19 protein-coding genes and 1 pseudogene are annotated in these 22,311 nt (G+C 63.0%); 10 read left to right on the forward strand and 10 right to left on the reverse strand.

Annotation, left to right across the window (positions count from 1 at the left end; translation table 11 throughout):
- Positions 1-2: 2 nt before the first annotated feature.
- Together ACSBM8_RS06985 and ACSBM8_RS06990 are read right to left on the reverse strand one after the other, a co-directional pair.
- A complete protein-coding gene (locus ACSBM8_RS06985; RefSeq protein WP_442680919.1) occupies positions 3-986 on the reverse strand; it encodes an acyl-CoA dehydrogenase in 984 nt (327 codons plus the stop codon).
- Positions 983-1,990 carry a glycosyltransferase gene (locus tag ACSBM8_RS06990; protein ID WP_442680920.1) on the reverse strand — a complete coding sequence of 336 codons (1,008 nt, stop codon included), beginning with the start codon at positions 1,988-1,990 and terminating at the stop codon, positions 983-985. Before ACSBM8_RS06990 ends, ACSBM8_RS06985 begins: the two co-directional genes overlap by 4 nt.
- A gap of 164 nt (positions 1,991-2,154) precedes the next feature.
- On the opposite strand from ACSBM8_RS06990, the gene ACSBM8_RS06995 reads away from it, so the two are divergent.
- On the forward strand, positions 2,155-2,550 hold the full coding sequence (locus tag ACSBM8_RS06995; RefSeq protein WP_442680921.1) for a DUF4174 domain-containing protein: 396 nt from the start codon (positions 2,155-2,157) through the stop codon (positions 2,548-2,550).
- A gap of 123 nt (positions 2,551-2,673) precedes the next feature.
- Complete coding sequence (locus ACSBM8_RS07000; RefSeq protein WP_442680922.1) at positions 2,674-3,744, forward strand: suppressor of fused domain protein; 1,071 nt, start codon at positions 2,674-2,676, stop codon at positions 3,742-3,744.
- Positions 3,745-3,769: 25 nt separating this feature from the next.
- Here the strand turns inward: ACSBM8_RS07000 and acpA are convergent, their stop codons facing one another.
- Together acpA and ACSBM8_RS07010 are read right to left on the reverse strand one after the other, a co-directional pair.
- Complete coding sequence (gene acpA, locus ACSBM8_RS07005) at positions 3,770-5,431, reverse strand: acid phosphatase (protein ID WP_442680923.1); 1,662 nt, start codon at positions 5,429-5,431, stop codon at positions 3,770-3,772.
- Positions 5,432-5,680: 249 nt separating this feature from the next.
- A complete protein-coding gene (locus ACSBM8_RS07010; protein ID WP_442680924.1) occupies positions 5,681-8,206 on the reverse strand; it encodes a TonB-dependent receptor in 2,526 nt (841 codons plus the stop codon).
- A gap of 549 nt (positions 8,207-8,755) precedes the next feature.
- Here ACSBM8_RS07010 and ACSBM8_RS07015 point away from each other — a divergent pair.
- From ACSBM8_RS07015 to ACSBM8_RS07030, 4 genes are all read left to right on the forward strand, one after another.
- Entirely contained in the window at positions 8,756-9,748 is a 993-nt protein-coding gene (locus ACSBM8_RS07015) for a sterol desaturase family protein (RefSeq protein ID WP_442680925.1), read from the forward strand.
- 121 nt (positions 9,749-9,869) lie between these two features.
- Complete coding sequence (locus ACSBM8_RS07020) at positions 9,870-10,550, forward strand: hypothetical protein (protein WP_442680926.1); 681 nt, start codon at positions 9,870-9,872, stop codon at positions 10,548-10,550.
- A gap of 172 nt (positions 10,551-10,722) precedes the next feature.
- Entirely contained in the window at positions 10,723-13,665 is a 2,943-nt protein-coding gene (locus ACSBM8_RS07025) for a TIM-barrel domain-containing protein (protein WP_442680927.1), read from the forward strand.
- A gap of 46 nt (positions 13,666-13,711) precedes the next feature.
- Positions 13,712-14,425 carry a hypothetical protein gene (locus tag ACSBM8_RS07030; protein WP_442680928.1) on the forward strand — a complete coding sequence of 238 codons (714 nt, stop codon included), beginning with the start codon at positions 13,712-13,714 and terminating at the stop codon, positions 14,423-14,425.
- 18 nt (positions 14,426-14,443) lie between these two features.
- Here ACSBM8_RS07030 and ACSBM8_RS07035 read toward each other — a convergent pair.
- From ACSBM8_RS07035 to ACSBM8_RS07045, 3 genes and pseudogenes are all read right to left on the reverse strand, one after another.
- Positions 14,444-14,554, reverse strand: a pseudogene (locus ACSBM8_RS07035) (two-component system response regulator); the annotation flags it as partial.
- A 93-nt stretch (positions 14,555-14,647) separates the two neighbouring features.
- Complete coding sequence (locus tag ACSBM8_RS07040; RefSeq protein ID WP_442680929.1) at positions 14,648-15,076, reverse strand: hypothetical protein; 429 nt, start codon at positions 15,074-15,076, stop codon at positions 14,648-14,650.
- A gap of 131 nt (positions 15,077-15,207) precedes the next feature.
- Complete coding sequence (locus tag ACSBM8_RS07045; RefSeq protein ID WP_442680930.1) at positions 15,208-16,068, reverse strand: lysozyme inhibitor LprI family protein; 861 nt, start codon at positions 16,066-16,068, stop codon at positions 15,208-15,210.
- A gap of 257 nt (positions 16,069-16,325) precedes the next feature.
- Here ACSBM8_RS07045 and ACSBM8_RS07050 point away from each other — a divergent pair, with 257 nt between their 5' ends.
- From ACSBM8_RS07050 to ACSBM8_RS07060, 3 genes are all read left to right on the forward strand, one after another.
- The gene (locus ACSBM8_RS07050) at positions 16,326-16,778 is read left to right on the forward strand and encodes a hypothetical protein (RefSeq protein ID WP_442680931.1); all 453 of its coding nucleotides are present in this window, start codon (positions 16,326-16,328) and stop codon (positions 16,776-16,778) included.
- Between the two features lie 88 nt (positions 16,779-16,866).
- Positions 16,867-17,658 (forward strand): hypothetical protein, encoded by a 792-nt coding sequence (locus tag ACSBM8_RS07055; protein WP_442680932.1) that lies wholly within the window; start codon positions 16,867-16,869, stop codon positions 17,656-17,658.
- A gap of 145 nt (positions 17,659-17,803) precedes the next feature.
- Positions 17,804-18,028: a hypothetical protein gene (locus tag ACSBM8_RS07060; RefSeq protein WP_442680933.1), complete on the forward strand. Its 225-nt coding sequence runs from the start codon at positions 17,804-17,806 to the stop codon at positions 18,026-18,028.
- A 21-nt stretch (positions 18,029-18,049) separates the two neighbouring features.
- Here ACSBM8_RS07060 and ACSBM8_RS07065 read toward each other — a convergent pair whose 3' ends face one another.
- Positions 18,050-18,862 carry a SirB1 family protein gene (locus ACSBM8_RS07065; protein ID WP_442680934.1) on the reverse strand — a complete coding sequence of 271 codons (813 nt, stop codon included), beginning with the start codon at positions 18,860-18,862 and terminating at the stop codon, positions 18,050-18,052.
- 177 nt (positions 18,863-19,039) lie between these two features.
- Here ACSBM8_RS07065 and ACSBM8_RS07070 point away from each other — a divergent pair, with 177 nt between their 5' ends.
- Positions 19,040-20,683, forward strand: coding sequence for an alpha-N-arabinofuranosidase (locus ACSBM8_RS07070; RefSeq protein ID WP_442680935.1), 1,644 nt, complete (start codon positions 19,040-19,042; stop codon positions 20,681-20,683).
- Positions 20,684-20,745: 62 nt separating this feature from the next.
- Here the strand turns inward: ACSBM8_RS07070 and ACSBM8_RS07075 are convergent, their stop codons facing one another.
- Entirely contained in the window at positions 20,746-21,654 is a 909-nt protein-coding gene (locus ACSBM8_RS07075) for a histone deacetylase family protein (protein ID WP_442680936.1), read from the reverse strand.
- Positions 21,655-21,660: 6 nt separating this feature from the next.
- Entirely contained in the window at positions 21,661-22,287 is a 627-nt protein-coding gene (locus ACSBM8_RS07080; RefSeq protein ID WP_442680937.1) for a trimeric intracellular cation channel family protein, read from the reverse strand.
- Positions 22,288-22,311: the final 24 nt, after the last annotated feature.

The raw sequence follows: 22,311 nt of genomic DNA on the forward strand, positions 1-22,311 counted from the left end.
CGTCACAGGCACGGACGGAGGAGGCCCGAGGCAACAGCTTCGCCCACGCGGTCGCGCTGCGCATCGGGCCCGGGCTGGCGAAGATAGGTCGAGAGATCGGTGAGGACCGCGTTCACCGGATGCTCAACGAACATCGCCTGCACGCCGATCGCCGCTTGTGCGATGGTCAGAACGGTCTCGCCGGCCGCATATACGGCGGCCCGAGCGGCAGAGACATGAGCGAGCGTCGCCGCGATGTCCGTCAGCGACCAATGCTCGGCCGCTTGCGCAACGGCATCGGCTGCCGACTGCGCCGCCCGATAGAGATCCGCTAACCTGGCGCGCTGGTGGGGATCGCTGTCGCGTTGCTGCGCGACAAGGTGATCGCGGGTATGATCCACCACGGCGGCGATCGCGCCGGCCTGAACGGCGGCGAAGCGGATCGCTCCGCCGCTGAACCAGGGCTCGCGCACATAGTCGCCCGGCTTGCCGATGCATATGTCAGCGTCGACGGCGACATTTTGCCAACGCGCGCGATGCGTCTCTGACCGCTGCATGCCGCTGACCCGCCACCAACTCGTGTCGAATTCCGGCGGAGTTTGCTGCAGGTCGAGCAGCAGGAGCTGCCGTGCGCCCTCAACGTCGACCGTCACCAATGCGTGGGTGAGAAGGCCCGCGCCGGACGCAAACGCCTTGGCGCCGTTCAGGTGGGCATGGTCGAAAGTCAGCGGCTCGCCCGACTGGTCGGCATTCCAGACACCGAAAGCGCCGCCATCCCGCGCGGTTGCGTCGGCCCGCTGCTTTTGCTCCACCGATCCGTAGCGCGAGATGATCTGCAGCGCATCGACATGCCCTTCGAAGATCCGGCCGAGGGGCACGTCCGACCGCCCGACATCGTACAACAGACGCAGCAGGCGCAGGAGGGCGTGGGCGTCGGCCGGATCGTTGAGGCTCTCCAGCTTGGGGGTCAGCCCGGCAATGGACGCCAAGGTGAGGGGTGCTGTCATGCTGCGCCCTCCAGCTGTGTCTGTTCCAGGGTCGCCAGCAGCAACTCGGCACGAGGAAGCGGCACCTGTCGCATGCCGCCCGGCGGAGCACCCACAATGCGCGCGGCAAAGGCCTCTCCGTTGCGGCATTCGTCGGCAACCCGCTCCACCTCGGTCAAGGGCAGATCAAGCGCGTGCGCCAGCAGGTCGAACTGGCCGGAGCCATGGAGATGGCGCGCCTTCGCGTGAAGGGCATAACGCCAGGCTTCGTCTTCGGGATGGGCGATGTCGGGCGGGACGGAGGCGTTGTCCCATGCGGACAGGCTGGCCGCGAGGCCGGCCGCGGCGCGACCGCTTCGTCGGGTCGATGTTGTCACCCACACAGCGGCGTCGCGGCGCAGGCGGTAGCCGCCGCGCGCAGCCGCATCTGCAAAGCCAGCATCCTCGCCATTGGGCATGGCGGGAAATCCGCCAATCGCCTGGTAGACATGGCTGCATACAGCGAGGCTGGCGGCGCTCGTCCAATGGTGGCTGCGGGGCGCCTCCCACGGGACGGGATCGAACAAGCGGCGGAAGCTGTGCAGGCGGTCGAGATAGGCTTCGAGTTGGGCCTGGATCGCAGAGGCGCCCCCCGCCTCATGGACGACGCGACCGGCAACGACGTCGGCGGCGCGAAGAGCGTGCAGATTGGCGGCAATCCAGTCCGTTGCGGGCGCGCTGTCGGCGTCGGTGGTCATGAGCGTGCCCGAGGGGGCAATGGCGGCCGCCAATGACATTGCATGTCGCCGGGCGAGGCCGGCATTGGGTTGTCCACCGGTGTTGCAGCAGCTTGTCGCTATGGGGAAGGGAAGACCACCGGCCATGTCGGTGACCAGCGCTTCGCTGCCATCAACGCAATTGTCGAAGAACAGGGCAAGCGTGAATGGCGGCGCATCCGTCTGCGCGGATAGTGCGCGGAGCAGGATCGGCAACCGCTCGACTTCATTGCGAACGGGCACGCCAATGGCGATGTTTGCTCCGCTCACTGGCCAACATCAGTCATTCGCTGCTCCGCCGGGCACAGGCAAGATGCTGGCCGAGTTCAATGCTTTACGCGCCGGACTGAGGTAGGTTCCGGGCGCCGTGATCCAGGAGGCGAAAGCGGTGGCAATAGGCCGGAACGGCAAGAATTGCGGGACGTTTTCACCCGATGAGCCCTTTTCTTTTGCTGGCCGCGCTGCCGATGATGGTGGCGAACCCCAGCAGTATTGCCGGGATGCGGTGGGAGCGCCGCATATTGCTGGTGAGCGCGCCTTTCGCGAACGACGCGGCCCTGGTCGCACAGCGCAATATTGTCGCACGCTGGAAGGCCGGGGCCGAGGCGCGCGACCTGAGCCTGATCGAAATTGCCGGAAAAGATGTGACCGGCGCGACCGATACGGCGGATATGCTTCGGCATAAATATCGACTGCCGGCGGACCGCTTCTCTGTCGTGCTGATCGGCAAGGACGGTGGGGAGAAGCTTCGCCGTTCAAACCCGCTTCCGTCGGGCGTGCTGGAGCAGACGATCGACGCGATGCCAATGCGTCGCAACGGCGAGCGATAGGGTCTTCGTACACGGGCCGCGGGCTCCGATCCCATGTCGTGCCACCGGCTAAACGCCGTATCGTGAGCATAGAGCGGCAGAGCGGCTCGACAGAGGGGCGCCTGACCCGATAGCCTCGCAACCATGGCTGAAGATGATGCGGATGACGATGCAGCACCGGGCTGGGAGGCGATCGACGCCGCGCTGGCGAGGCTTTACCCCGGCCAGGAGCCCAAGCATTTCGGAACAATCATCAAATGGATGCTGGGCGGCCAAGATCCGCTCGATGGGATCAGCGTGTGGAAACGGATCGATCCCGTGCCGCACTGGCATTTCGTCAGCTACGGCCTGAGCGAGCTATATGCCAAGGATAGCGACGATGCCAAGGTCAGTGGGTGGGGGTTCGAGCTGACCTTCCGGCTGACCTGCGACGGCGCGGATGAAGAGCCGCCGGCATGGGCCTTCAGCCTGATGCAGAACCTGGCCCGCTACGTCTTCACGTCGGGCAATGTGGTGCGCGACGGCGAATGGATGGACATCAACGGGCCGATCGCCTTGGGAACGGACACCCAATTGCAGGCGCTGGCGTTCATAGCGGACCCTGAACTGCCCACGATCGACACCCCGCACGGCCGGTTGCAGTTCCTGCAGATCGTGGGGCTTACGCTTGATGAAATGGAGGCCGGTAAGCGTTGGCAGACGCGCGGTCTGTTGGACGCGCTGCTGCCGCACATGCCGTTATGGGTAACGGATTTAGCGCGGCCTTCCCTGATGGATCGCCCCGGCGTTCAGGATGCGGTGCAAGCGGGCACGGCGCGCGATGGATCATCCATGGGGACCATGTTCGTGACGGTGCTCGGCTGGTCTTCGCGCCAGCGGATGCTCCGCTCGCCCGTGACCGTCATTCGCCTCGGTGCAAACAATGTCGAGGAGCTGCTGCAGTCGCTTACATTGCGCCTGCCGTTCGGGCGTCCGCTGTTCCTCGTCGGGTCGGACCAGTCGATCCTTTTTACGTCGGGCGAGTCCGCGGCCGCGACAGAGAAAGACAGGCAATTGCACGTCACGCTCACGCCCACTGCGCTCGACGAGCTATGTGCCACGCTGCGCCCCGTAATCGGCGAATATCGTGTGCAGAGCGTGCCGGGCATCGTCTGGGACGTTGAACAGACGGTCATCCGCGACGCGGCGGGCGCCGTCGTACGTACCGTCGGCTAGGGCCAAATTTGCGGAAGATCCTGCACTAGGCGCGGAATCGAAGCGCGGCGGTGAGATCGCCGGGGGCAGGGCCGCCTGCGGCGAGCATCGCCCGTTCGCGTTCGGCCAGGCCGGGCAGCTTTTCCAGGCCCCAGCGGCGCGTGATGAAGCGGGCGATCGAGCCGGTGTCGTAAATCGTGTGATCCACTTCGCCGCTGCGCGCATGCGGGGAAACGATCAGCGCCGGAATACGCGTGCCCGGGCCCCAGCGGTCGCCTTTGGGCGGCGCGACATGATCCCACCAACCGCCATTCTCGTCGAAGGTAATGACGACCAGCATCTTGTCCCACTGCGGGCTGCGGCGCAGCGCGTCGATCACCCGCGCGATGTGGCGGTCGCCAGCATCCACGTCCGAATAGCCGGCGTGCATGTTCAAATTGCCCTGCGGCTTGTAAAAGGTGACCGGTGGCAGCTTGCCCGCGGCAGCATCGGCAAGGAACAGGTTGGTGCGCGCCGTCTCGCCCAGGCCGGCGTCGCGCAGACGTCTCGCCCGTTCAGCCGTGCCGGGCCCGAACTGGGCGAAATAGTTGAACGGTTGATGGTGCGGCTGAAAATTGGGGCGGGAGGGGAATTCGCCATCCTGTGCTTTGCCGGCCAGCGCCGCCGCCCAGCCGCCAGCATACCAGGCCCAATCGACCCCCTTGGCGGTGAGGAGATCTCCGATCGTCTTATGATGCTGTGGGACGAGCGTGTGGGCATTGGAGGCATCGGCATAAGCCGGCCGATCGGGATCGAGATTGTAGGTCGGCGCATAGGGAGGGAGCATCGTGTTGACCGACCAGAAATCGGGCGTGATCGAATTGGGCACGAAGCGGACGGGCCCGTCCATCGCGCTTTTCGGTGATGCGTCCGTCTGCTTTGGGCGGATGCCTTTTGGATCAGCGCCTTCCAAGACCGTGATGCGCCCCTTGGCCGGGCTCGTGTCGGCATTGGGATAGAAGGGTGGCTGCGCCGCGATCAGATATTGATGGTTGAGGTAGGAGCCGCCGAAGGCGCCCATGAAGAAATTGTCGCACAAGGTGAATTCGCGCGCGATCTGCCAAAGCCGTAAGTTAGCGGCGCCGTCGGCATAATGGCCCATGACCAGCCCGCCCGTGTCGCCCCACGCGACAAAGCCGTCATTCTTGCCGCCATTGATCTGCAGCTGATTGTTATAAAAAGCGTGGACCAGATCGCTGGTGATGAGCCCATGCGGCAGCGGATCGCCTTCGGGTGTCTGGAGGGGGAATGGCCCGTTGGCAAAGGCCGGCAGATCGTCCGGGCCGATCTGATATTCGCGATGCTCGACCACCTGCTTGGTCGGCACAAGTCCTTCCCAAATCTTGGGCAGGTGATCGAGCAGGCGGCCATCCCGGTCGCGCTGCAGCGTCCGTTCGCGCGGCACTGCCGAGAGGGGCTGCTGCAAGCCCGGAAAATTGGGAAAGAGATTATTGAAGCTGCGATTTTCGGCATAGATCACGACGATCGTGTCGATATGCGCCCGCAGGGCGGCATCGCTTGGCTGCGTCCGGCGCGGGGCGGCGGCGGGCTTGGCCTCGGCGGATGTCGCTGAACCGGCCGCAGCAACACCGGCCGCTACCAGTCCGCCCAGAAGAAGCCGGCGTCCCTGATCGATCGCTTGATCGTCGTCATTGCCGGTCCCGCTCATTCGATGCCCCTTCGCTGCCTTGGCGGTGTTGCGTGCGCGCGACTCCGCGCCCGCATGCGCGTGCCGCTAGCAGTATTTGTCTTACGATATGCTGACGGTGCGGCCGCGCGTATGTCTTTCCACGACAACCGGTGGCGGTAGCGGCGCGCGATGCTGTCCGCTCCCAATGCAAACGCCGCCCTGCCGCATGGACAGGACGGCGTGCGTTCGGATCAGGAAGCGCTGACTAGGCGCCCTACGCCACAAGGCTTAGAAATGGACGCGGACCTCCCCGCCGATGGTGCGCGGCTGGATCACGCCGTAGCCGTAGGAGCGAATTTGGACCCCGTCGTTCAAGCGCGCCAGCGTATAGTCGTTGGACACGCTGGACACGGCATATTTGTTGAAGATGTTATTGGAGAAGATGGACGCTTCCCAACGCGCCTTCTTGTAGGTGATCGAGGCGCGGCTGGTGGAATAGCCGGGGATTGCCTCGCCATAGCCGCGCAGCCCGGTGGTGGAGTAGGTATTGCTGCGCGCCGCCGTGGTCCAGACGAAGGTCAGATCGGCATTCGGGACCGGGACGGTGTAGCTCGCGGTGATCGAGCCGGCATGCCGGGATGAGCCGGGCAGGCGATCCCCCTTAAAGGCGTCGCCCGCGCCGGGGATGGCGAACGGCTTGCTGAGCCCGCCGATCAGGCCGGGCGCATCCTTAGTCAGCTTGGCGTCTAGATAGGTGTAATTGCCCGATAGGTTGAACTTGCCACGCGTGAAGGACAAATTCGCCTCCACGCCACGGCTGCGCGCGCCGCCGGCGTTGGCGGTGATGCCGACCGCGCCGTTGGTCGTCTGGCTCCCGAGCTGAAGGTTCGACCAGTCGATATTGTAGAGATCGATCGTGCCCTGCAGCATTCGGTCGAGTAAGCTGAAGCGGATCCCGACTTCGTAATTCTTGGTCTTGTCGGGGCCGTAGGACAGTTCGTTGGGCAGCGCGCAGACATTCTGGCCGGGGGGCAGGGGGACGATACACGGCGCCACGCGGTTGACGCCGCCGATCCGATAGCCGGTCGAATAGGTGGCATAGCCGAACAGCTCCGGGCTGAATTCGTAGGAAGCGTTGGCCTTGTAGACGAAGCCGTCATCCTTGGTGGAGCCGGTACGGACCCGGGAAGGATCGAACTGGATCAGCGGATAGGGCGTACGCCGACGACCGCCCGAGAGCAGCGGTGTGTCGGTCGCGCCTGAAATATAGGATTTATATTTATAATAGCGTGCGCCGCCGGTGATCTGGAACTTCGATGTGATGTGCCAGGTCGCCTCGCCAAAGGCGGCATATTCCTTGGTGTAGGTATCGGTGAAGGAGATATATTCTAGGCCGTCCGGGCGGACGAGCCCTCGATACAGCGTGCCGTAGAGGCTGCCCGGCCCGGTGGAATTGGCCGCGCCGAATTCGGGGAAACCGGGAATGCGTTCGGCGCTGAACGTGTAGCTTTTATAATGGTTGTAGAAGCCCCCTACGAGCCAGTTGATCGGGCCGCCATGCGTCGAGACGAGGCGGACTTCCTGGTTGAACTGTTTGGGATCGCTGTCCGACGTGGTCGTGCCGGCAAAGGCCGGGAACAACTCATAATCATAATCCAGGTCGAGCAGCAGATCGGCAATATCGCCTTGCTGGTAAAGATGCTGCTTCGAATAAGCGGTTGCCGAGACGAACTGTGCGATGTCAAAAATGTCGGCCGTGATCTCGGCCGCGAACAGGTCCAGCGTACGGCGTGACGGCTGTTCAACGCGGCCGCCATTTTCGTATTTACCCGTGCCTAGAACGCCCTTGCAGTCGGCATAGACGCATTGCCCGTCGGGGAAGGGGACGCCGTTCGGGTTCAGCGTATAGGTCGCGCCATAGCCCCCGTTTACCTGCGTGCCGCGGGTCTTGGTTTCCTGGCGGATGTAGCTGAACGTTGGACGCAGCCAGCCAAGGTCGAAGCCCAATTGTGCGCGGACGGAATAGGTTTTCTCATCGTTGAGATCCTTCCCGCGGCGCAGGTTGGCTGCGACCGCGGCCGGGTCATTGAAATTGGGCTGGGGCAGCGAAACGCCGAGCTGACGCACCAGGAACGGGGAGTCGACGAAGCCGGGGTCGTAATAATAGCCCCCGGTGACCCGCAGCGCGATTTTATCCTGCACGATCGGCAGGTTGATCGTGCCGTCGACCACGGTGCCGATGCCGCTGGAATGGGCGACGTCATAGACGCGGCTATGTGCTTCCGCCTCGATATTGGTAAAGTTCGGGCGGTTGGGAATGTAGCGGATCGCCCCCGCGAGCGTGCCGAGGCCGTAGAGCGTCCCCTGCGGGCCAAGCAGCGTCTCTACCCGATTGATATCGAGGAACTTGAAGTCGACGTAGAGCGGAATTTCGCCAAGGTAGACGCCCACTGCGGTGCTGCGGTTGGTGCCCGCCGGTCCACCCGATGTGATGCCGCGCATGACGATGCTGTTGGCGGTACGCGGCCCCGTTTCAGGCACCGTCAGGCCCGGCGTGAAGAGACCGATGTCGCCGATGTCGTCGAGCCGCTTGGTCTCCAGCGCTGCCTCGCCAATCGCCGAGATGTTGATGGGCGCCGTTTGCAGCGACACCGAGCGCCGCGTCGCAGTCACGACGATCTCGTTCGATCCCTGCGCCTCGTCCGCCACCAGCTCTGGCGTAGGTTGCTGTTGCGCCTGAGCGGGTGCGGTGACGATGCCTGCCAGAAAAGTCGCGGAAAGCAGCTGCAGCCGCGTCGGTGTACGCTTGATCATAGTGTCCCCCTGTTTCGCTACGCCATGCGCCTAAGCGAGCATCCCCTCCCGATGCCTGGGTCCGCTGTTGCGGCTCCTGCTTCATGTCGCGTTGAAGTATGCAGGCTATGAACCACGACAGCCGCGCAATATGAGTGGTTTGACGTAGAGGTCTGAAATTGCGTCACCACCGTCGGGTGGGGGCAGGCGTAATGTCCGTCGAGAACATTGTCTTGGGAATGACTGCAGGCAGTGGATTACCGGCCAGGCAAAGCTTGGAAGATCGTTCGTGTCGGCGCGCCATGGCCGGCCATGCCTGACGGCAATCTCTGACATTGCTGGTAGATACTTGCTGTCTGGACAGCGGGCCGGGGCTGCGACAGCCTGGTTGAGGTTGCCAGCTCGGACCAGGATACGCGCAGAATCATGCACGCCGCATCGGATGAGTCACTCTGCCACCGGGCCAGTAAATTGCCCTCTACGTTAAACGACTTAACGCCAGAATTACCGTCATCCGGTAACAGAGCGCCTGGATTTCCCTCGATCTAGCTATCTTACTTAGGGATTGACATGAGCGGAACTGTCGCAGTCGAAAAACCGTCTTACATGGTCAGCGCCCCGGTCACGGTTGGGCTTGACGGCCTGGGCAGAGTACAGGGTGGGCCGCTGAAGCAGCTCTTCTTCACTCATTTTCAGCCGGCCTTCCTGCTCGCCGTTGTCGCCTTCTATTATTACGCGCCGGCCGCGTGGATCAAACCGTCGGTGACCTTGTGGATTGGCTACGGCGTCAGGCTCATGATGCTGACGATGGAATGGATCAGCCCACGCTACAAGAGCTGGCAGCATACCTGGAAAGAGCTGGCATGTGACGTCTTCTACGTCGCGATGGGCATGATGTTCGTCAGGGTTTTCTTCGCTCCGATCAACAGCGATGTCATCATCACCTGGTTCCAAGATACGTTCGACATGGCGAAGTTCGCCTGGTTCATCGGGATGCCGCTGCTGCTGCAGGCCTTCCTGATCTCGCTTATCGGCGACTATTTCCAATATTGGGTGCATCGCGCGATGCATAATTGGTACCCGCTTTGGGTCACCCATGCGCCGCATCACTATCTGACCCAGCTGAACGTGCAGAAGGGCAGTGTCGGTAACCCGGTCGAAATCTTCCTGATCGGCCTTGGTATCGGCGGCCTGTTCGATTTCCTGCCGCGCGCTGCCCTGCTGGCGGGTGCGTTTGGCCTGGCGGTCAGCCAATATCAGCATTGCAACATCCGGTTCAACACGCCGCGCTGGTGGTTCAAGATCTTCAACACGACCGAGCATCACAGCCTGCACCATGCCCAGGATTATGACAGCACCCGCAGCAACTATTCAGGCACCTGGATCTTCATCGATCGAATCCATGGCACGTGCCGGGACGGCGAGGCGGAATTGCTGGGCCAGGAAGGTGGGCGCCGCATGACCATCTGGGAAACGATGCACTACACCTTCTCCGAGCCTTACAAGGTGCTGAAGCAGAAGTGGGCGAACCGCGGGCAGATGGTAGCGGCGCCGGCGGAGTGACGCCGCGGGCCCGGGCGATCGGCAGCCTGTTACGCGCACATCATCCCATCGCGTCGGCCCGGCCGGCGGCCGACCAAGCCATGACGTGCGGCAATCGGACGGCTTGCAAAGGATCAGTTCTGTGAACCTGAAGTATATTGATTGGATTTGGCGGGTGAGAGGGAGCCTGCCGCTGCAGCCATCCCACTCGGCCGCGCAGGCCTTTGGCAAGCTCGAGAGCCTGTTCGAGGAAAAGAATACGACCTATCGGATCGATGGCGACACGCTGACCTTCACCAAGAAGAACCAGCTGCCCCAGGACAAGATGTCCATCTTTGACAATGGCAGCTTGCGTGTGTCCGGCGGCGTATTGCGGTATGATATGATGAGCCGCGCGCTGCTGGCCTGCTTTCTGGCGCCGCTCCTGTTTTTCGCTCTCGGCAGGATTGGCGTCGCTGTCGATCAGTGGCGTAACCCGCCCGAAGTGGTGAAGGCGAAGGCGGAAGCGGCGAAGAAGCGGTCGAGGGTCAAGGCCGAAGAAGTGCCGATGAATCCGGTCGACAAGTTCCTGGGAGCCCCCGAGCCCGACAAAAAGAAGGGCGGCGATCAGATCGGAAAGCGCAACCGCAAGCCGTCGATGACGACCGCCTATGTCATCATGGGCGTCTTCTTTGCCTTATGGGTCGGCGGGCGGATCCTGGAGCACAGGCTGATCCATATCCGCTTTCGCAAGAGGCTGGCGAAAGACGATGCGTCGACGTCCTTATGGGGTGATCGCGACGGGCCAAGCCCTTTCACGGGCGAAGCCGCCGCGTCCCGCTGAACGTCGATACTCCAATCCCTGCTGCTCCATTCTGACGACAGTTCAGAGTGGAGCATTTTCCCAGCTTTGATGTATCGCGGCCACGGTTTTCCGGGCACGCTTGAGCATCGAAGACCGGTTGTACGGCAACGCGATCATCGCATTGCCGATACACCGGGTTGGGAGGGGTGGCTTGAAGATCGGGCGTCATGCAATTGTTCCGGCGACGCTTCTGGCGTTGAGCGTCCCTGCCACCTTGGCCAGCGCCGCGATAGCGCAGGGCGCTGCGCAGGGTGACTCCGGTCTCGATGCGCGCGGGCATTTGCGGGCGGTGGTTGCACCGTCCACGCGCGGCTTTGCGTATAAGCGCCTGGGTGCAGGCGTGCAGGTGCGGGTTGGGCAGGTCGTCAAGAATCTGATCTTTTACGGTCCCGCAACGCTTCGCGTGAACGCGAACCTGGGCGAAAATTACTGGACCGCACCCAGCCTGGCGGTGATCGCCAAGCCGCAGCCGGTGGCGTTCACCCTCGTCGAGACCGCGGACGCGTTGACCTTGCAAAGCGAGAAGCTGCGCGTCGAAATCAGCAAGACCAACGGCGCGCTGCGCTTCTTCGATCCTGCGGGTCAGCTTTATACCGAGGAGACCGCGGCTGAACCGCAAACGCTCAAGAAACTGACGATTTCCAATGCGCCCACCTTGGAGGTGCGCAACAGCTTCACGCTGCGGCCGGACGAGGCCGTTTATGGTCTGGGCTTCAACGGCGAAGATACGAGCAATCGGCGCGGCAAGGATCTGTTATTGGTCCAGACGAATGTCGGGATCATTATCCCCGTGCTGATGTCGTCGCGGCGTTATGGCGTGCTTTGGGACACCTATTCCCAGATGCGCTTCAAGGACGATGCCGGCGGCGCGTCGATGTGGGCCGAAAGCGCGCCCGGCGGCGTCGATTATTATTTCATGGCCGGTGATACGCCAGATGCGGTCGTGGCCGATTATCGCGCGCTGACCGGGCAAGCGCCAATGTATCCCAAGCAGGCATTCGGCCTGTTCATGAGCAAGGAGCGTTACAAGACGCAGGCGCAATTGCTCGACGTCGCGCACGCCTTCCGCAAGGACGGCTTCCCGCTCGATTATATCGTGCAGGATTGGCAATATTGGGGATCGGACAAGGACGGTAGCTGGAGCGGGATGACATGGGATCCTACCCGCTATCCTGATCCGGCGGGCATGGCGCGGCAGGTCCATGATCTGCACATGAAATTGATGGTGTCGATCTGGCCGTCCATCGGCAACGACACGGCCTTGGCGCATGAACTGGATGCGCACGGATTGCGCTTCGAACCGCTGCACTGGATATCGAAACATGCGCGCGTCTACGATGCATACAGCCCGCTCGGCCGCCAGATCTATTTCAAATATATCAAGTCCGGCTTGCTCGACCAGGGCGTCGACGCGTTGTGGATGGACGGTACCGAGATCGAGGTGTCGAGCGCGATGTGGAATGCGCAGGACAATATCCGCGACACCAAGGCGCTGGGACGCAACGCGCTGGGCGACTTTACGCGGTATCTGAATCCTTATTCGCTGCTGACGACGCAGGGCACCTATGACGGCGAACGCGCGACGAGCGACAAGCGTGTCTTCACGCTGACGCGATCCGCCTGGGCCGGCGCTCAGCGTACCGCAGCCGCCTCGTGGAGCGGCGACATTTTCGCGAGCTGGAAGACGCTGAAGCAGCAGGTGGCAGATGGCATCAATGTGACCGTCACCGGCAATCCCTATTGGACGCAGGACACGGGCGGCTTTTTCGTCGCGGACTTTCCGGGCGGCGAGAAGAACGCGGCCTGGCGGGAGCTTTACGCGCGGTGGCTGCAATTCTCCGCCTTCAATCCGATCATGCGCATTCACGGCACCAATGTGGAGCGCGAGCCGTATCTGTTCAGGACGATAGACCCCGCGGTCTATGCGTCCCTGCTGAAGAGCACGCGGCTGCGCTACCGCATGCTGCCTTATATCTACAGCCTGAGTTGGAAGGTGACGGCGGACAGCTACACGCTGATGCGGCCGTTGATGATGGATTTTCCGGACGATCGGGCGACCGACACGATCAACGACAGCTTCATGTTCGGCCCGTCTTTCCTGGTCCATCCGGTGACGCGCGCGATGTACAACATCCTGCCGCCGCCCGCGGCGACGATACCGGTCGACTATCTGCACACACCGGACGGCCAGCCGGGGCTTGCAGGGCAATATTTCGAAGGCGAAAATTTCGAGACGCCAAAGAGCCGTTTCGTCGACCTGAAGGTGGATCATACCTGGCCCGATCCGCCGCTGGCCGAGGTTCCTGCGGGCCTCCGCAACCTGCAGCATTTCTCCGCCAAATGGGACGGTACCATCACCGCACCCGAAGACGGCGAATATGAGATCGGCGTGGAGGGCAATGACGGCTTCCGCCTGCGGCTGGACGATAAAATCGTCGTTGAGGATTGGGCTGCGGGTGCTGCGCGGCACAAGGGGGCCACCGTCACCCTCCGCAAGGGGCAGACCGTCCGCGTGGGGATCGATTATTATCAGGTCGACGGCAATCGCGTGTTGCGGCTGGCGTGGCGGCTGCCGAGCGAGCGGCAGGCGTTGGGCGGCGCTAAAGCGGCGCTCGACGAACGCATGACGACCTATCTGCCAGCGGGCAGCGGCTGGTTTGATTTCTGGACCAATCAGCGCTTCGACGGCGGCCGGCGGGTGACGCGGAAGACACCGCTCGACCTGTTGCCGCTGTACGTGCGCGCCGGATCGATCGTGCCGCTCGGGCCCAACGTCCAATATGCGACGCAAGACCCGGGCGCGCCCTATGAAGTGCGGATCTATCCGGGCGCAAATGCGCGCTTCACCCTCTATGAGGATGACAACGAGACCTACGCCTATGAGAAGGGTGCGCGCGCGACCTACGACCTGGTGTGGAACGATGCCGCCAGGACGCTGACGATCGGCGCGCGGCAGGGCCGCTTTCCGGGCATGACACCGACACGGCAGTTGAACCTCATACTGGTCAAGAACCGCAGCAAGGGCGGGATGGACATGTTGCCCGCGACCCGGCGCATCTCCTATTCCGGTACGGCGACGACGGTTCGGTTCTGATGCGGCGCCACCGCTTACCCCCTCATTATGCCAGGAGACGTGAGATATGACGAAGCGGGATCGCGCGCGGCCGAAGCGAAGCGCGGTTCGGGCGTGGTTGGCGCCGGCAGTGCTGATCCTGATGCCCGTGTCGGCCAAGGCTGAGACGCAGCGGCCCGCATGGTCGGCGACGGTGCAGGGGCGTCTCGCCGCCGATGTGGCGCTTCATGCATTGAGCGACCAGCTGCTAGCGCAGGACAGCGCGACGCTCGTCCTCGACGACTGGTGCGCAGCGCATCACATGGCGGTCGATCCGAAGATCGTTGCGGAACGGGTCCATGACGGGGATCGTGGCGTCCCCGACGCAGTCCGCACGTTGCTGAAAGTCGGCCCTGCCGAGGTGGTGGGCTATCGGCATGTGCGCCTACGCTGCGGCGCGCACATTTTGTCGGATGCGGATAATTGGTATGTGCCGGCCAGGCTGACGGCCGCGATCAACCGCCAGCTCGACACCACCGATATCCCGTTCGGGCGTGCTGCCAAACCGCTGCAATTCCGGCGCTTCACCATTGCCAGCAAGCATGTCTGGTCGCCCTTGCCAGCCGATTGGGCGGCGCTGGCGGTATCGCAATGGCCGATCCAGGCCGCGCTGGACGTGCCGAATATCGTGCTGGAAAATCATGCGGTCCTGCTCCTCCCCAATGGCGATCCGATCAGCGCGGTGGTCGAGCGCTACAGCGGCGAAGTTCTTGCTTTCGCCCCGCCACCCATCGCGCGCTGATCGCGCAGGCTCAGGGTCGGCATATCCTCGCTGAGCGCCCGCACCAGGAACCAGCATTTCTTCCAGCGTGTCGCGGCTGGGGCTGCCCAGGTCCATCAGCACCACGTCGCGGGCGATCTGTAACACACGGCCCCTCTCGCACCCGAAGATGGTCGATTGCGTATCCCCGTTAATGCGCGAGCCTTGTGCCGCGCATGACGATGGCTGTCCGCCGATGGTCGGTCATAACGAATCGTCGCTCTTGCGCAGCAGGGTCCAGCAGCCACTTTCCTGGCGGAAGAAGAAGCGAAGCTGCTCGTCGGTTTCGCCCGCCCGAAGGGTTACCTCCATGCCGCCTGGAACGACCTTGTTCAGCGAAGTCATATGCTTCTTCTTTTGCTCGACCGGTGACGGCATGATCGGGAAGCGGATTGTTTTGGCATCCAGCATCTTGCGCACCGTGCGCGGTTCAGGTTGGGCGGTGGCGTCGATCGTCTCGTAGGAGAGCGGGATGCGGGTATGAGCCCGCTGAAGCGCGGGATCCGCCGCAAATGCGGTAAGGAACTTGGGGAACGTGGTGGCGGGGCAGGCTTTGCCTGCTGCCTGCGCGGCGCTTCCGCCGAAGATCAACATTGCGGCAAACGCAGGAATCGTACTGAACAGTGTCTTCATGATTGCTCCTTTGCGATCGGGGATGAGCCGGACTGCGATCGACATGCGGCGCGCTTTCCCCCGAGTCTATGGTTGCCGCAACGCGCCTGGCATTTTCGCGCACGAGCAGGGTTGCGGCGGCTGTCGGTCTGTTACCGACGGCGCTTCTTCGGTGCCTTCTTGGCAATGGCCATGGGGGGATAATCGGGCCGGTTGAGGCAGGTCGACAGCCAACCGGGGCTGGTGTCGACATCCACATCGACGTCGATCTTCTGCAGCGGCAGGGAAGGGGGCATGCGGCTGCCTGATGCCGCGCTCCATCCCGCTTCGGCAGGCGCGTTCGGATTAGGGCATGAAGGATAGGCGTCGTTGCCGATCGAACATGCCGCGATCGTCGTCAGCGTGCCGTCGGTTATACGGCCGACGACACGCGTCTCACTCATGGAACCGCTCGCCCATTCCTGATCGACGCTGCAGACGCGATCCCGATTTTGGAAATGCTGGCGACCGAAGCACGCATATACATAGCCGCCGCCGCTTGGCACAAAGCTGCACGATGTCTGGAAGCCCGCATAGGCGCCGCCTGTGAAGCGGGCTGCGAACGCGCGTTGCCGGCGCGCCACCGCGATCATCCGCGGTAACCCGGTATCCCCCGTATCGATGCGAATAAGAGCAGCGGCCCGATCCTGGACAGCCTTGAGCACGATCGCGCGCCACGCTGCCCCGCTCACGGCGCCGGGCCCTTCCCCCAACCGGCCAAGCTGTCCGTCGCGGCTTGCGAGCCAGCGCCTCTGGCTGGTGATCAGGGCAGCCTTGATGTCGGCCTCGCCGGTGGATTTTAACAGGCGGACATAGGAGGCGTTCATTGCAGTATCGGCCTGGCGCAGGCGGGCATCGGAACAGATCAGCCGTTCCATGCCGTTGTCCGCCTTGCCGCAGCTGATGGCCTGAGCGGCTGATGCGGCGAAAAGGCTCACGACCAGCGTGGCGATGAGCCATGACAAACGCGTCATCAGGGATCCTTATAGTGGGTGTGGGCGGGGGCCGGTGCCGGGCGGGCCGTCTACCGTTTTGGCAAGCCATTCAAAGAAAGCATCGAGAGCGACCCTTTGCAATCGTTTGACTTCAATCCGACGAGTTGCGGCGAAAACGTCTGTACCGGTGGAAGCGACACTATTACAGATGTTGCTAACATGGATCAATTGAGGAACCGGTGATCGTGCGACGTTTCGTGTGGCTTTCGGCAATAGCAACGCTGGCAACAGCATCGATGCAGATTTCGTTCCCGGCGCAGGCGGCGACGCCGGCACAGAATGCGCAAGCGGCAAGGTTCCACGGCTTCTTCGTAGCGTTCCGCACGGCCGTGCTGAAGGGGGATCGAAACGCCGTCGCCAGCATGACGCAATTTCCTTTTAAGGACTTCCGCTCCGGCAATTATTGCGAGCCCGGCGATAAGGCATGCAAGGTGAGCCCTGACTCGGCCGCCAGCCGGGACCGTGCCCAATTCCTGGCAAAGTATGACCGTATCTTTACGCCTGCAGTCGTCGCGGCGATCCGTGCCAACCGGGTACGTGGCTTCCGACACGGTGTGGATGACGGTGAAGTGGGGGGACCGATCGCAGCGGGCGAATATTTGCTCGATGCGGAAGATGTCGGCGATCAGCGCGTTTTCGTGCCCGTCGGCACCAGCTGGAAACTGGCGCGTATCCCTTTCTATTCATAGGCGGAGCGAGTGATGTCCGGACCGGCGCGATCGCCGATCCGGATCGGCGCAGGGTGGGGATGCGTAGGCGCATCGCAAGGAGCATCGGATGACAAGACGAAGTGCGTTGATCACGGCAATCCTGGCGGGCCTTGCCGCGACCACTGGCATTGCGGCGCCTCCGACGAAGACGATCGCCTCGCTGGATCTGTCCAAGCCGTTTGCAACGCGATCGCCGTGGCGCCTCACCGCCAGGCAGGGGCCGCCGGTCAGCGATACGCCGTCCGGCGAAACCGAAGACGGTGCCATCGCCTTTTGTATCAGCAAGGATGGCGGCCGTATCTGCCAGCCGCCGCTGGATCGACTGCTGCTGGCCCCCGGCGATGACGCGAAGGACGATTTCTTCCAGCCGCATTATCTGGCTACGCCGTCTCTGGTCCACCCCACCGACAATACCCCGTTATTGCGGATTGAGGTGAACAGTCTGCATGCCGGTAATGGCGATTATCGACATGCCATGGCGCTGCTCAGCTATGATCGCGCTCGCGACACATTCGTGCCGGCTTACCGGTATTTTGTCGGCCGCAATAACAATCAGGAAATCCGCTATGTCGCCGCCGGGGCGTTGCGCGGCGCCGTCATATCGGCGGAACCGACGCAGAACGCGCCGTTCGGCTATTGGATCACGGTAAGTCGCCTGGCCGGTAGCGCCTATCGGCAGGTGCTGCGTTATCGCAGCGGAACGCGTTATGGCGATAACAATTCCCTTGCGGTGATCGATGCCGAGATGCCGGATATTCAGCAACGGCTCGGACTGTGGCGACCGGGCCAGCCCTTGCCGCTGCCGGCGAAGGGATGTGCCAAACCGCATCTGGTGAAGAGCGTTTTGTGGTGCGCATAGCCCCGGACAGCCGGGCAAGAGGTTTCGCCGGATAAAGCGCGCCCGTAGGCTGATCGGCGTCAGGGCGTGCCGATGCAGGGTTCAAATCCCAATTCTGTAACGCAGATTATTGCGCATCCGAGCGCTGGCGTGCATCGGCCAAGGCATGACTAAGCCTGAAGACAAGATGGACCCGGAACAGGAATATTTCGAGAAACGGGCTGAGGCAGAACTCGAACTGGCGCAATCTGCGACCCATCCGGGTGTCGTGAAAGCGCATTACCAGCTGGCGGGCCTATACCTCGATATCGTGCACGGCGAGGCGGAGAATCCCACCAGCGAGGACCGTGACAAGGAAGAGCCGGAAGGCGCCGACTCCATCGAAGACTAAGCGTTGATGGCGCGCCTGCTGTTAGCGGGCGTGACCGGTTAAGCCGTCCATCGCGGCCGCCACATGCTCCCGCATTTTCGGATCGCGCGTCACCTCCAGGATCGCGCTGAGACTTGCGCGCGCGGCGGTGACGTCACCGGCAACCAGCTCCAGCCGCGCGCGGGCCCACCAGCCATGCGCTCCGCTGGGATCGATCGTCGTGATGCGCTGGAGCAGCAGGAGCGCGCGGCCGGCATCGCTTACCTTTTCAGCGCGGCTGGCCTGGTTCATCAGAAGCCGGACCAGTGCCGCGCGATTGGTCATTGGCGCGACGTGGTCGGCCAGCGGCTGGACTTCGCGGCCCAATATCCGCTGGAGCAGGTGCGTAAGATCCTGTGGTCCCAGGATCGCGCCATCGTCAAACGGATCGATCAGAAGCGGCGCCGTGCCCGCGCCGATGCGCACCAGCACATGGCCGGGCGTGTTTAACGGATCGGCCGGCCACCCGACCCGCCGTGCCGCGGCGACGTAAAGGATCGCCAGACTGATCGGCAGACCACGCCGGCGATCGATCACGCGGATCATGTCGGTATTGGCAGGATCGTCATAGCTTACACTGTCGCCGTGGAAGCCGAACTCGCTTGCTATTACCCGCGCCAGGATCAGGGCCTGCTTCTCGGCCGTGTCCGCATCCTCGCCCAGGATCGCAAGCCGATTGGTGAGGGTGTTGAGGATCGCGAGATAGGGATCGAGATCGAGGCCGGGATGGTCGAGCCGCGCCAATTCCAGCGCAGCGGCGTCAAGCATGATCGCCTCGTCATCCAGCAGGCCGATGTGGGAAATCTCTTCGTTCACGCGCCGAACCCGATCGGGTTGGGTTTGTCATAGTCGGAAGGAGGGTGTGCCATCATGATGGTTGAGCAACGGCACTGTCCTGGGATGGTTGCGTGAATTCACCAGAAGCCGATGTTAAGCGGCTGGCATCGCAGGATCTTCATTTGCCTCCGGCGCCGTTCAGGATTGCGACGAACGTTGACCCCCCGAAATTGTCTGAGTAATTGGCTGGCGCATAGCAAGGCGCGCACGGGGGAGATCGAGATGAAGGCATGGCGGTTGGGCAGGGGTGTCGCATGTGCGGCCATGGCGCTGTACGGCACTGTCGCCCTGGCGGCATCGCGCGTGGATGTGCGGATTGACGCCAGCAAGCCGGGCGCACGGATCGACCGCGACATTTTCGGCCAGTTTGCGGAGCATTTGGGGACGGGCGTCTATGGCGGCGTCTGGGTCGGCCGCGATTCCAAGATACCCAATGTGCGCGGCATCCGATCCGATGTCGTCGCGGCGCTGAAGGCAATCCGGGTGCCCAACGTGCGGTGGCCGGGCGGCTGCTTCGCCGATGAATATCACTGGCGTTGGGGCGTAGGTCCGCAGGCCAGCCGTCGACGCACGCTGAATGCGAGTTGGGGCAATGTGATCGAGCCCAACAGCTTTGGGACGCACGAATATTTTGATTTCCTTCAGCAGATCGGCGCCGACGCCTATCTGTCCGTCAATATCGGATCGGGCAGCGCCGAAGAGGCGGCAGACTGGTTCGAATATATGACCGCGGACAAGCCGACGACGCTTGCCAAGGAACGGGCCGCCAACGGACATGCGGCTCCCTACAAGATCAAATATGTCGGTCTCGGCAATGAGAATTGGGGCTGCGGCGGTGCAATGTCCGCCGATCATTATGTCGAGGAGATGAAGCGCTTCGCCCATTATACGCGCAACCTCGATCCCGCGCAGACAGGCGCTACGGCGACGAAGCGGATCGCGGTGGGGTGGGATAGCCTGAACAGCGACTACACCGAGGCCGTAATGAAGGCCTGGAAAGACAAGGTCTGGAGCTGGGACATTGAGGGCGTGTCGCTGCACAATTATGTCGTAGGCGGGTGGCCGCCGCATTTGCCGAGCACGGGTTTCGGCGAAGACGAATATGCGATCGCTTTGGGCGAGGCGTTCCGCATGGATACGCTCATCGCCAAGCAGGCCGGGATCATGGACAAATATGATCCCGACAAGAAGCTTGCCCTTGTGGTCGATGAATGGGGTGCCTGGCTCGCGCCGACGCCGGGCAGCAATCCCGGCTTCCTGCAGCAGCAAAATTCGCAGCGTGACGCGCTGCTGGCGGCGGTGAACCTGAATATCTTCATGCGCCACGCGGATCGCGTGCGGCTCGCGAACATCGCGCAGATGATCAACGTCCTCCAGGCGATGATCCTGACCGACGGGCCGAAGATGGTGCTGACGCCGACCTATCACGTCTACAAGCTGTATGTGCCTTTCCAGGGTGCGACCGCGCTGCCGGCTTCGTACACGCCTGGCTTGTACCGGCACGGCAAGGTGGAGATGCCGCGCGTCGACGTCGTCGCGGCCCGCGACACGGCCGGCAAGACGTGGGTGTCGGTTGTCAATCTGGATCCCAACGCCCCGGCTGACGTGGCGATCGACGTTGCCGGCGTGACCGCCAACGGCGCGTCCGGTCAGGTGCTGAGCGCAACCAAGGTGGACGCGGTCAACAGCTTCGCCGCGCCCAACACGGTGCAACCGCGCCCGATCGCGGCGCGTCGGGAGGCGGGCAAGCTTATGGTTACGCTGCCGGCGGCATCGGTCGCGGTATTGGCGCTGCAATAAGCGATGAGGGGCATGGCGGCGGCAAACCGCCATGCCCGTCATCATCCAATGGCCGGGTGAATCTATTCCACCGGCTGCGCAATTTCATCGGCAAGGTGGATCATCGTGTCGGCATGCCGCCTGGCCACTGCCATGCGATCCGCGCCATAGCCGCCGCCGAGCGCGCTCGCTAACGGAATGCCGCGTCGCTTGGCTTCGCGCGCTACATAGCGGTCGCGCGCTTCCAGCCCGGCGTCGCTGAGCGCAAGCCGCCCCAGCCGGTCGCCGGCGTGCGGATCGACGCCCGCCTGATAGAGGATGATCGACGGGCGGAAGTTGTCCAAGGCGCGCGGAAGTTCGTCGGCGAGAATGGCCAGATAATCCGCGTCGCCGGTCCCGTCCGGAAGCCCGACATCCAAAGTGGATCGTGCTTTGCGGACCGGAAAGTTCTTTTCGGCATGTAAGGACAGGGTGAAGATATCCGGGGTGTCCGCCGTCAGGGCGGCGGTCCCGTCGCCTTGATGCACGTCCAAGTCGACGATCATGACCCGCTCGGTCACATTCTCGGCCAGCAGGCGGCGTGCCGTGATGACGAGGTCGTTGAAGACGCAATATCCCGCCCCCGTATCGGCAAGCGCATGATGACTGCCGCCCGCGCTATTGGCGGCATAACCGTGGATCATGGCAAGACGCGCGGCGAGGTAGGTCCCCCCGGGAGACAATTGCGATCGACGGGAAACCCGCTCCGTCACGGGAAAGCCGATGCGGCGGACCTTATCGGGCGGCACGCGGCAGGCCAGTACTTCATCGACGTAGGATGCGTCGTGAACAAGCTCGATCCAGGAGCGCGGCATGAGATCCGGCCGATGCACGGTGAACGCTGCGCCGCTTTCCTTCAGCGCCATCATGACCAGGCCATATTTGTCGTGGGGAAAGCTGCTCCCCGGCGCGGCCGGCGATATATAATCGGGGTGGTGGACGACGTGCAGCATGCCTGATCAACCCCGGTAGGCAGGTAGCGCGAGACCGCGCGAGATTGCCAGTGCGCGCAGTGCGAAGCCTGCCGCAGCGCCGATTGCCGCCGGCCAGAAGCTGGGGAGGCCGGCCATACTGAGCGCTACGAACAGACCGGACGCGAGGGCGGCTGCGGTCACATAGATTTCCGGGCGCATGATGATGGAGGGCTCACCGGCCACGACATCGCGCAAGATCCCCCCAAGGCAGGCTGTGACCACGCCCATCAGGGCACCGGGCAGCGGCGGCACCCCCGCGTTGATCGCCTTGCTCGCGCCATAGACGGCGTAAGCGGCGAGGCCGACCGCATCGAACCAGTCGATCGCCCTGCTCGACCACCAGCGTTGCGGCGTGATCCAAACCAGGGTGGCAACCGTCAGGCAGATCGCCACCGGCAAAGTGCGGTGCATCCAGAAAACAGGGGCGCCGATCAAAAGATCGCGGATTGTGCCCCCGCCGGTCCCGGTGAGGAGGGCGAAGAAACAGAAGGTGACGATCGTCCGCTGCGCCCTTGCAGCGGCAAGCGCCCCGGACGCGGCAAACACAGCTACGCCTGCAATATCCAGCCATGCCAGGAAGGGGCTGAGCGAAGAGAGGACCACAAGATGCATATAAGGAACTTTGACTATTAGGCG

The organism is Sphingomonas sp. ASY06-1R (genome assembly GCF_052180265.1).
Classification (GTDB): Bacteria; Pseudomonadota; Alphaproteobacteria; order Sphingomonadales; family Sphingomonadaceae; genus Sphingomonas_I.

Coding starts and splice junctions, on each gene's coding strand:
- ACSBM8_RS07050 (WP_442680931.1), top strand. CDS start 16,326: ATGCAGATTTCGTTCCCGGCGCAGGCGGCGACGCCGGCACAGAATGCG.
- ACSBM8_RS07000 (WP_442680922.1), top strand. CDS start 2,674: ATGGCTGAAGATGATGCGGATGACGATGCAGCACCGGGCTGGGAGGCG.
- ACSBM8_RS06985 (WP_442680919.1), bottom strand. CDS start 986: ATGACAGCACCCCTCACCTTGGCGTCCATTGCCGGGCTGACCCCCAAG.
- ACSBM8_RS07030 (WP_442680928.1), top strand. CDS start 13,712: ATGACGAAGCGGGATCGCGCGCGGCCGAAGCGAAGCGCGGTTCGGGCG.
- ACSBM8_RS06995 (WP_442680921.1), top strand. CDS start 2,155: ATGAGCCCTTTTCTTTTGCTGGCCGCGCTGCCGATGATGGTGGCGAAC.
- acpA (WP_442680923.1), bottom strand. CDS start 5,431: ATGAGCGGGACCGGCAATGACGACGATCAAGCGATCGATCAGGGACGC.
- ACSBM8_RS07080 (WP_442680937.1), bottom strand. CDS start 22,287: ATGCATCTTGTGGTCCTCTCTTCGCTCAGCCCCTTCCTGGCATGGCTG.
- ACSBM8_RS07075 (WP_442680936.1), bottom strand. CDS start 21,654: ATGCTGCACGTCGTCCACCACCCCGATTATATATCGCCGGCCGCGCCG.
- ACSBM8_RS07010 (WP_442680924.1), bottom strand. CDS start 8,206: ATGATCAAGCGTACACCGACGCGGCTGCAGCTGCTTTCCGCGACTTTT.
- ACSBM8_RS07045 (WP_442680930.1), bottom strand. CDS start 16,068: ATGACGCGTTTGTCATGGCTCATCGCCACGCTGGTCGTGAGCCTTTTC.
- ACSBM8_RS07015 (WP_442680925.1), top strand. CDS start 8,756: ATGAGCGGAACTGTCGCAGTCGAAAAACCGTCTTACATGGTCAGCGCC.
- ACSBM8_RS07060 (WP_442680933.1), top strand. CDS start 17,804: ATGACTAAGCCTGAAGACAAGATGGACCCGGAACAGGAATATTTCGAG.
- ACSBM8_RS07055 (WP_442680932.1), top strand. CDS start 16,867: ATGACAAGACGAAGTGCGTTGATCACGGCAATCCTGGCGGGCCTTGCC.
- ACSBM8_RS07040 (WP_442680929.1), bottom strand. CDS start 15,076: ATGAAGACACTGTTCAGTACGATTCCTGCGTTTGCCGCAATGTTGATC.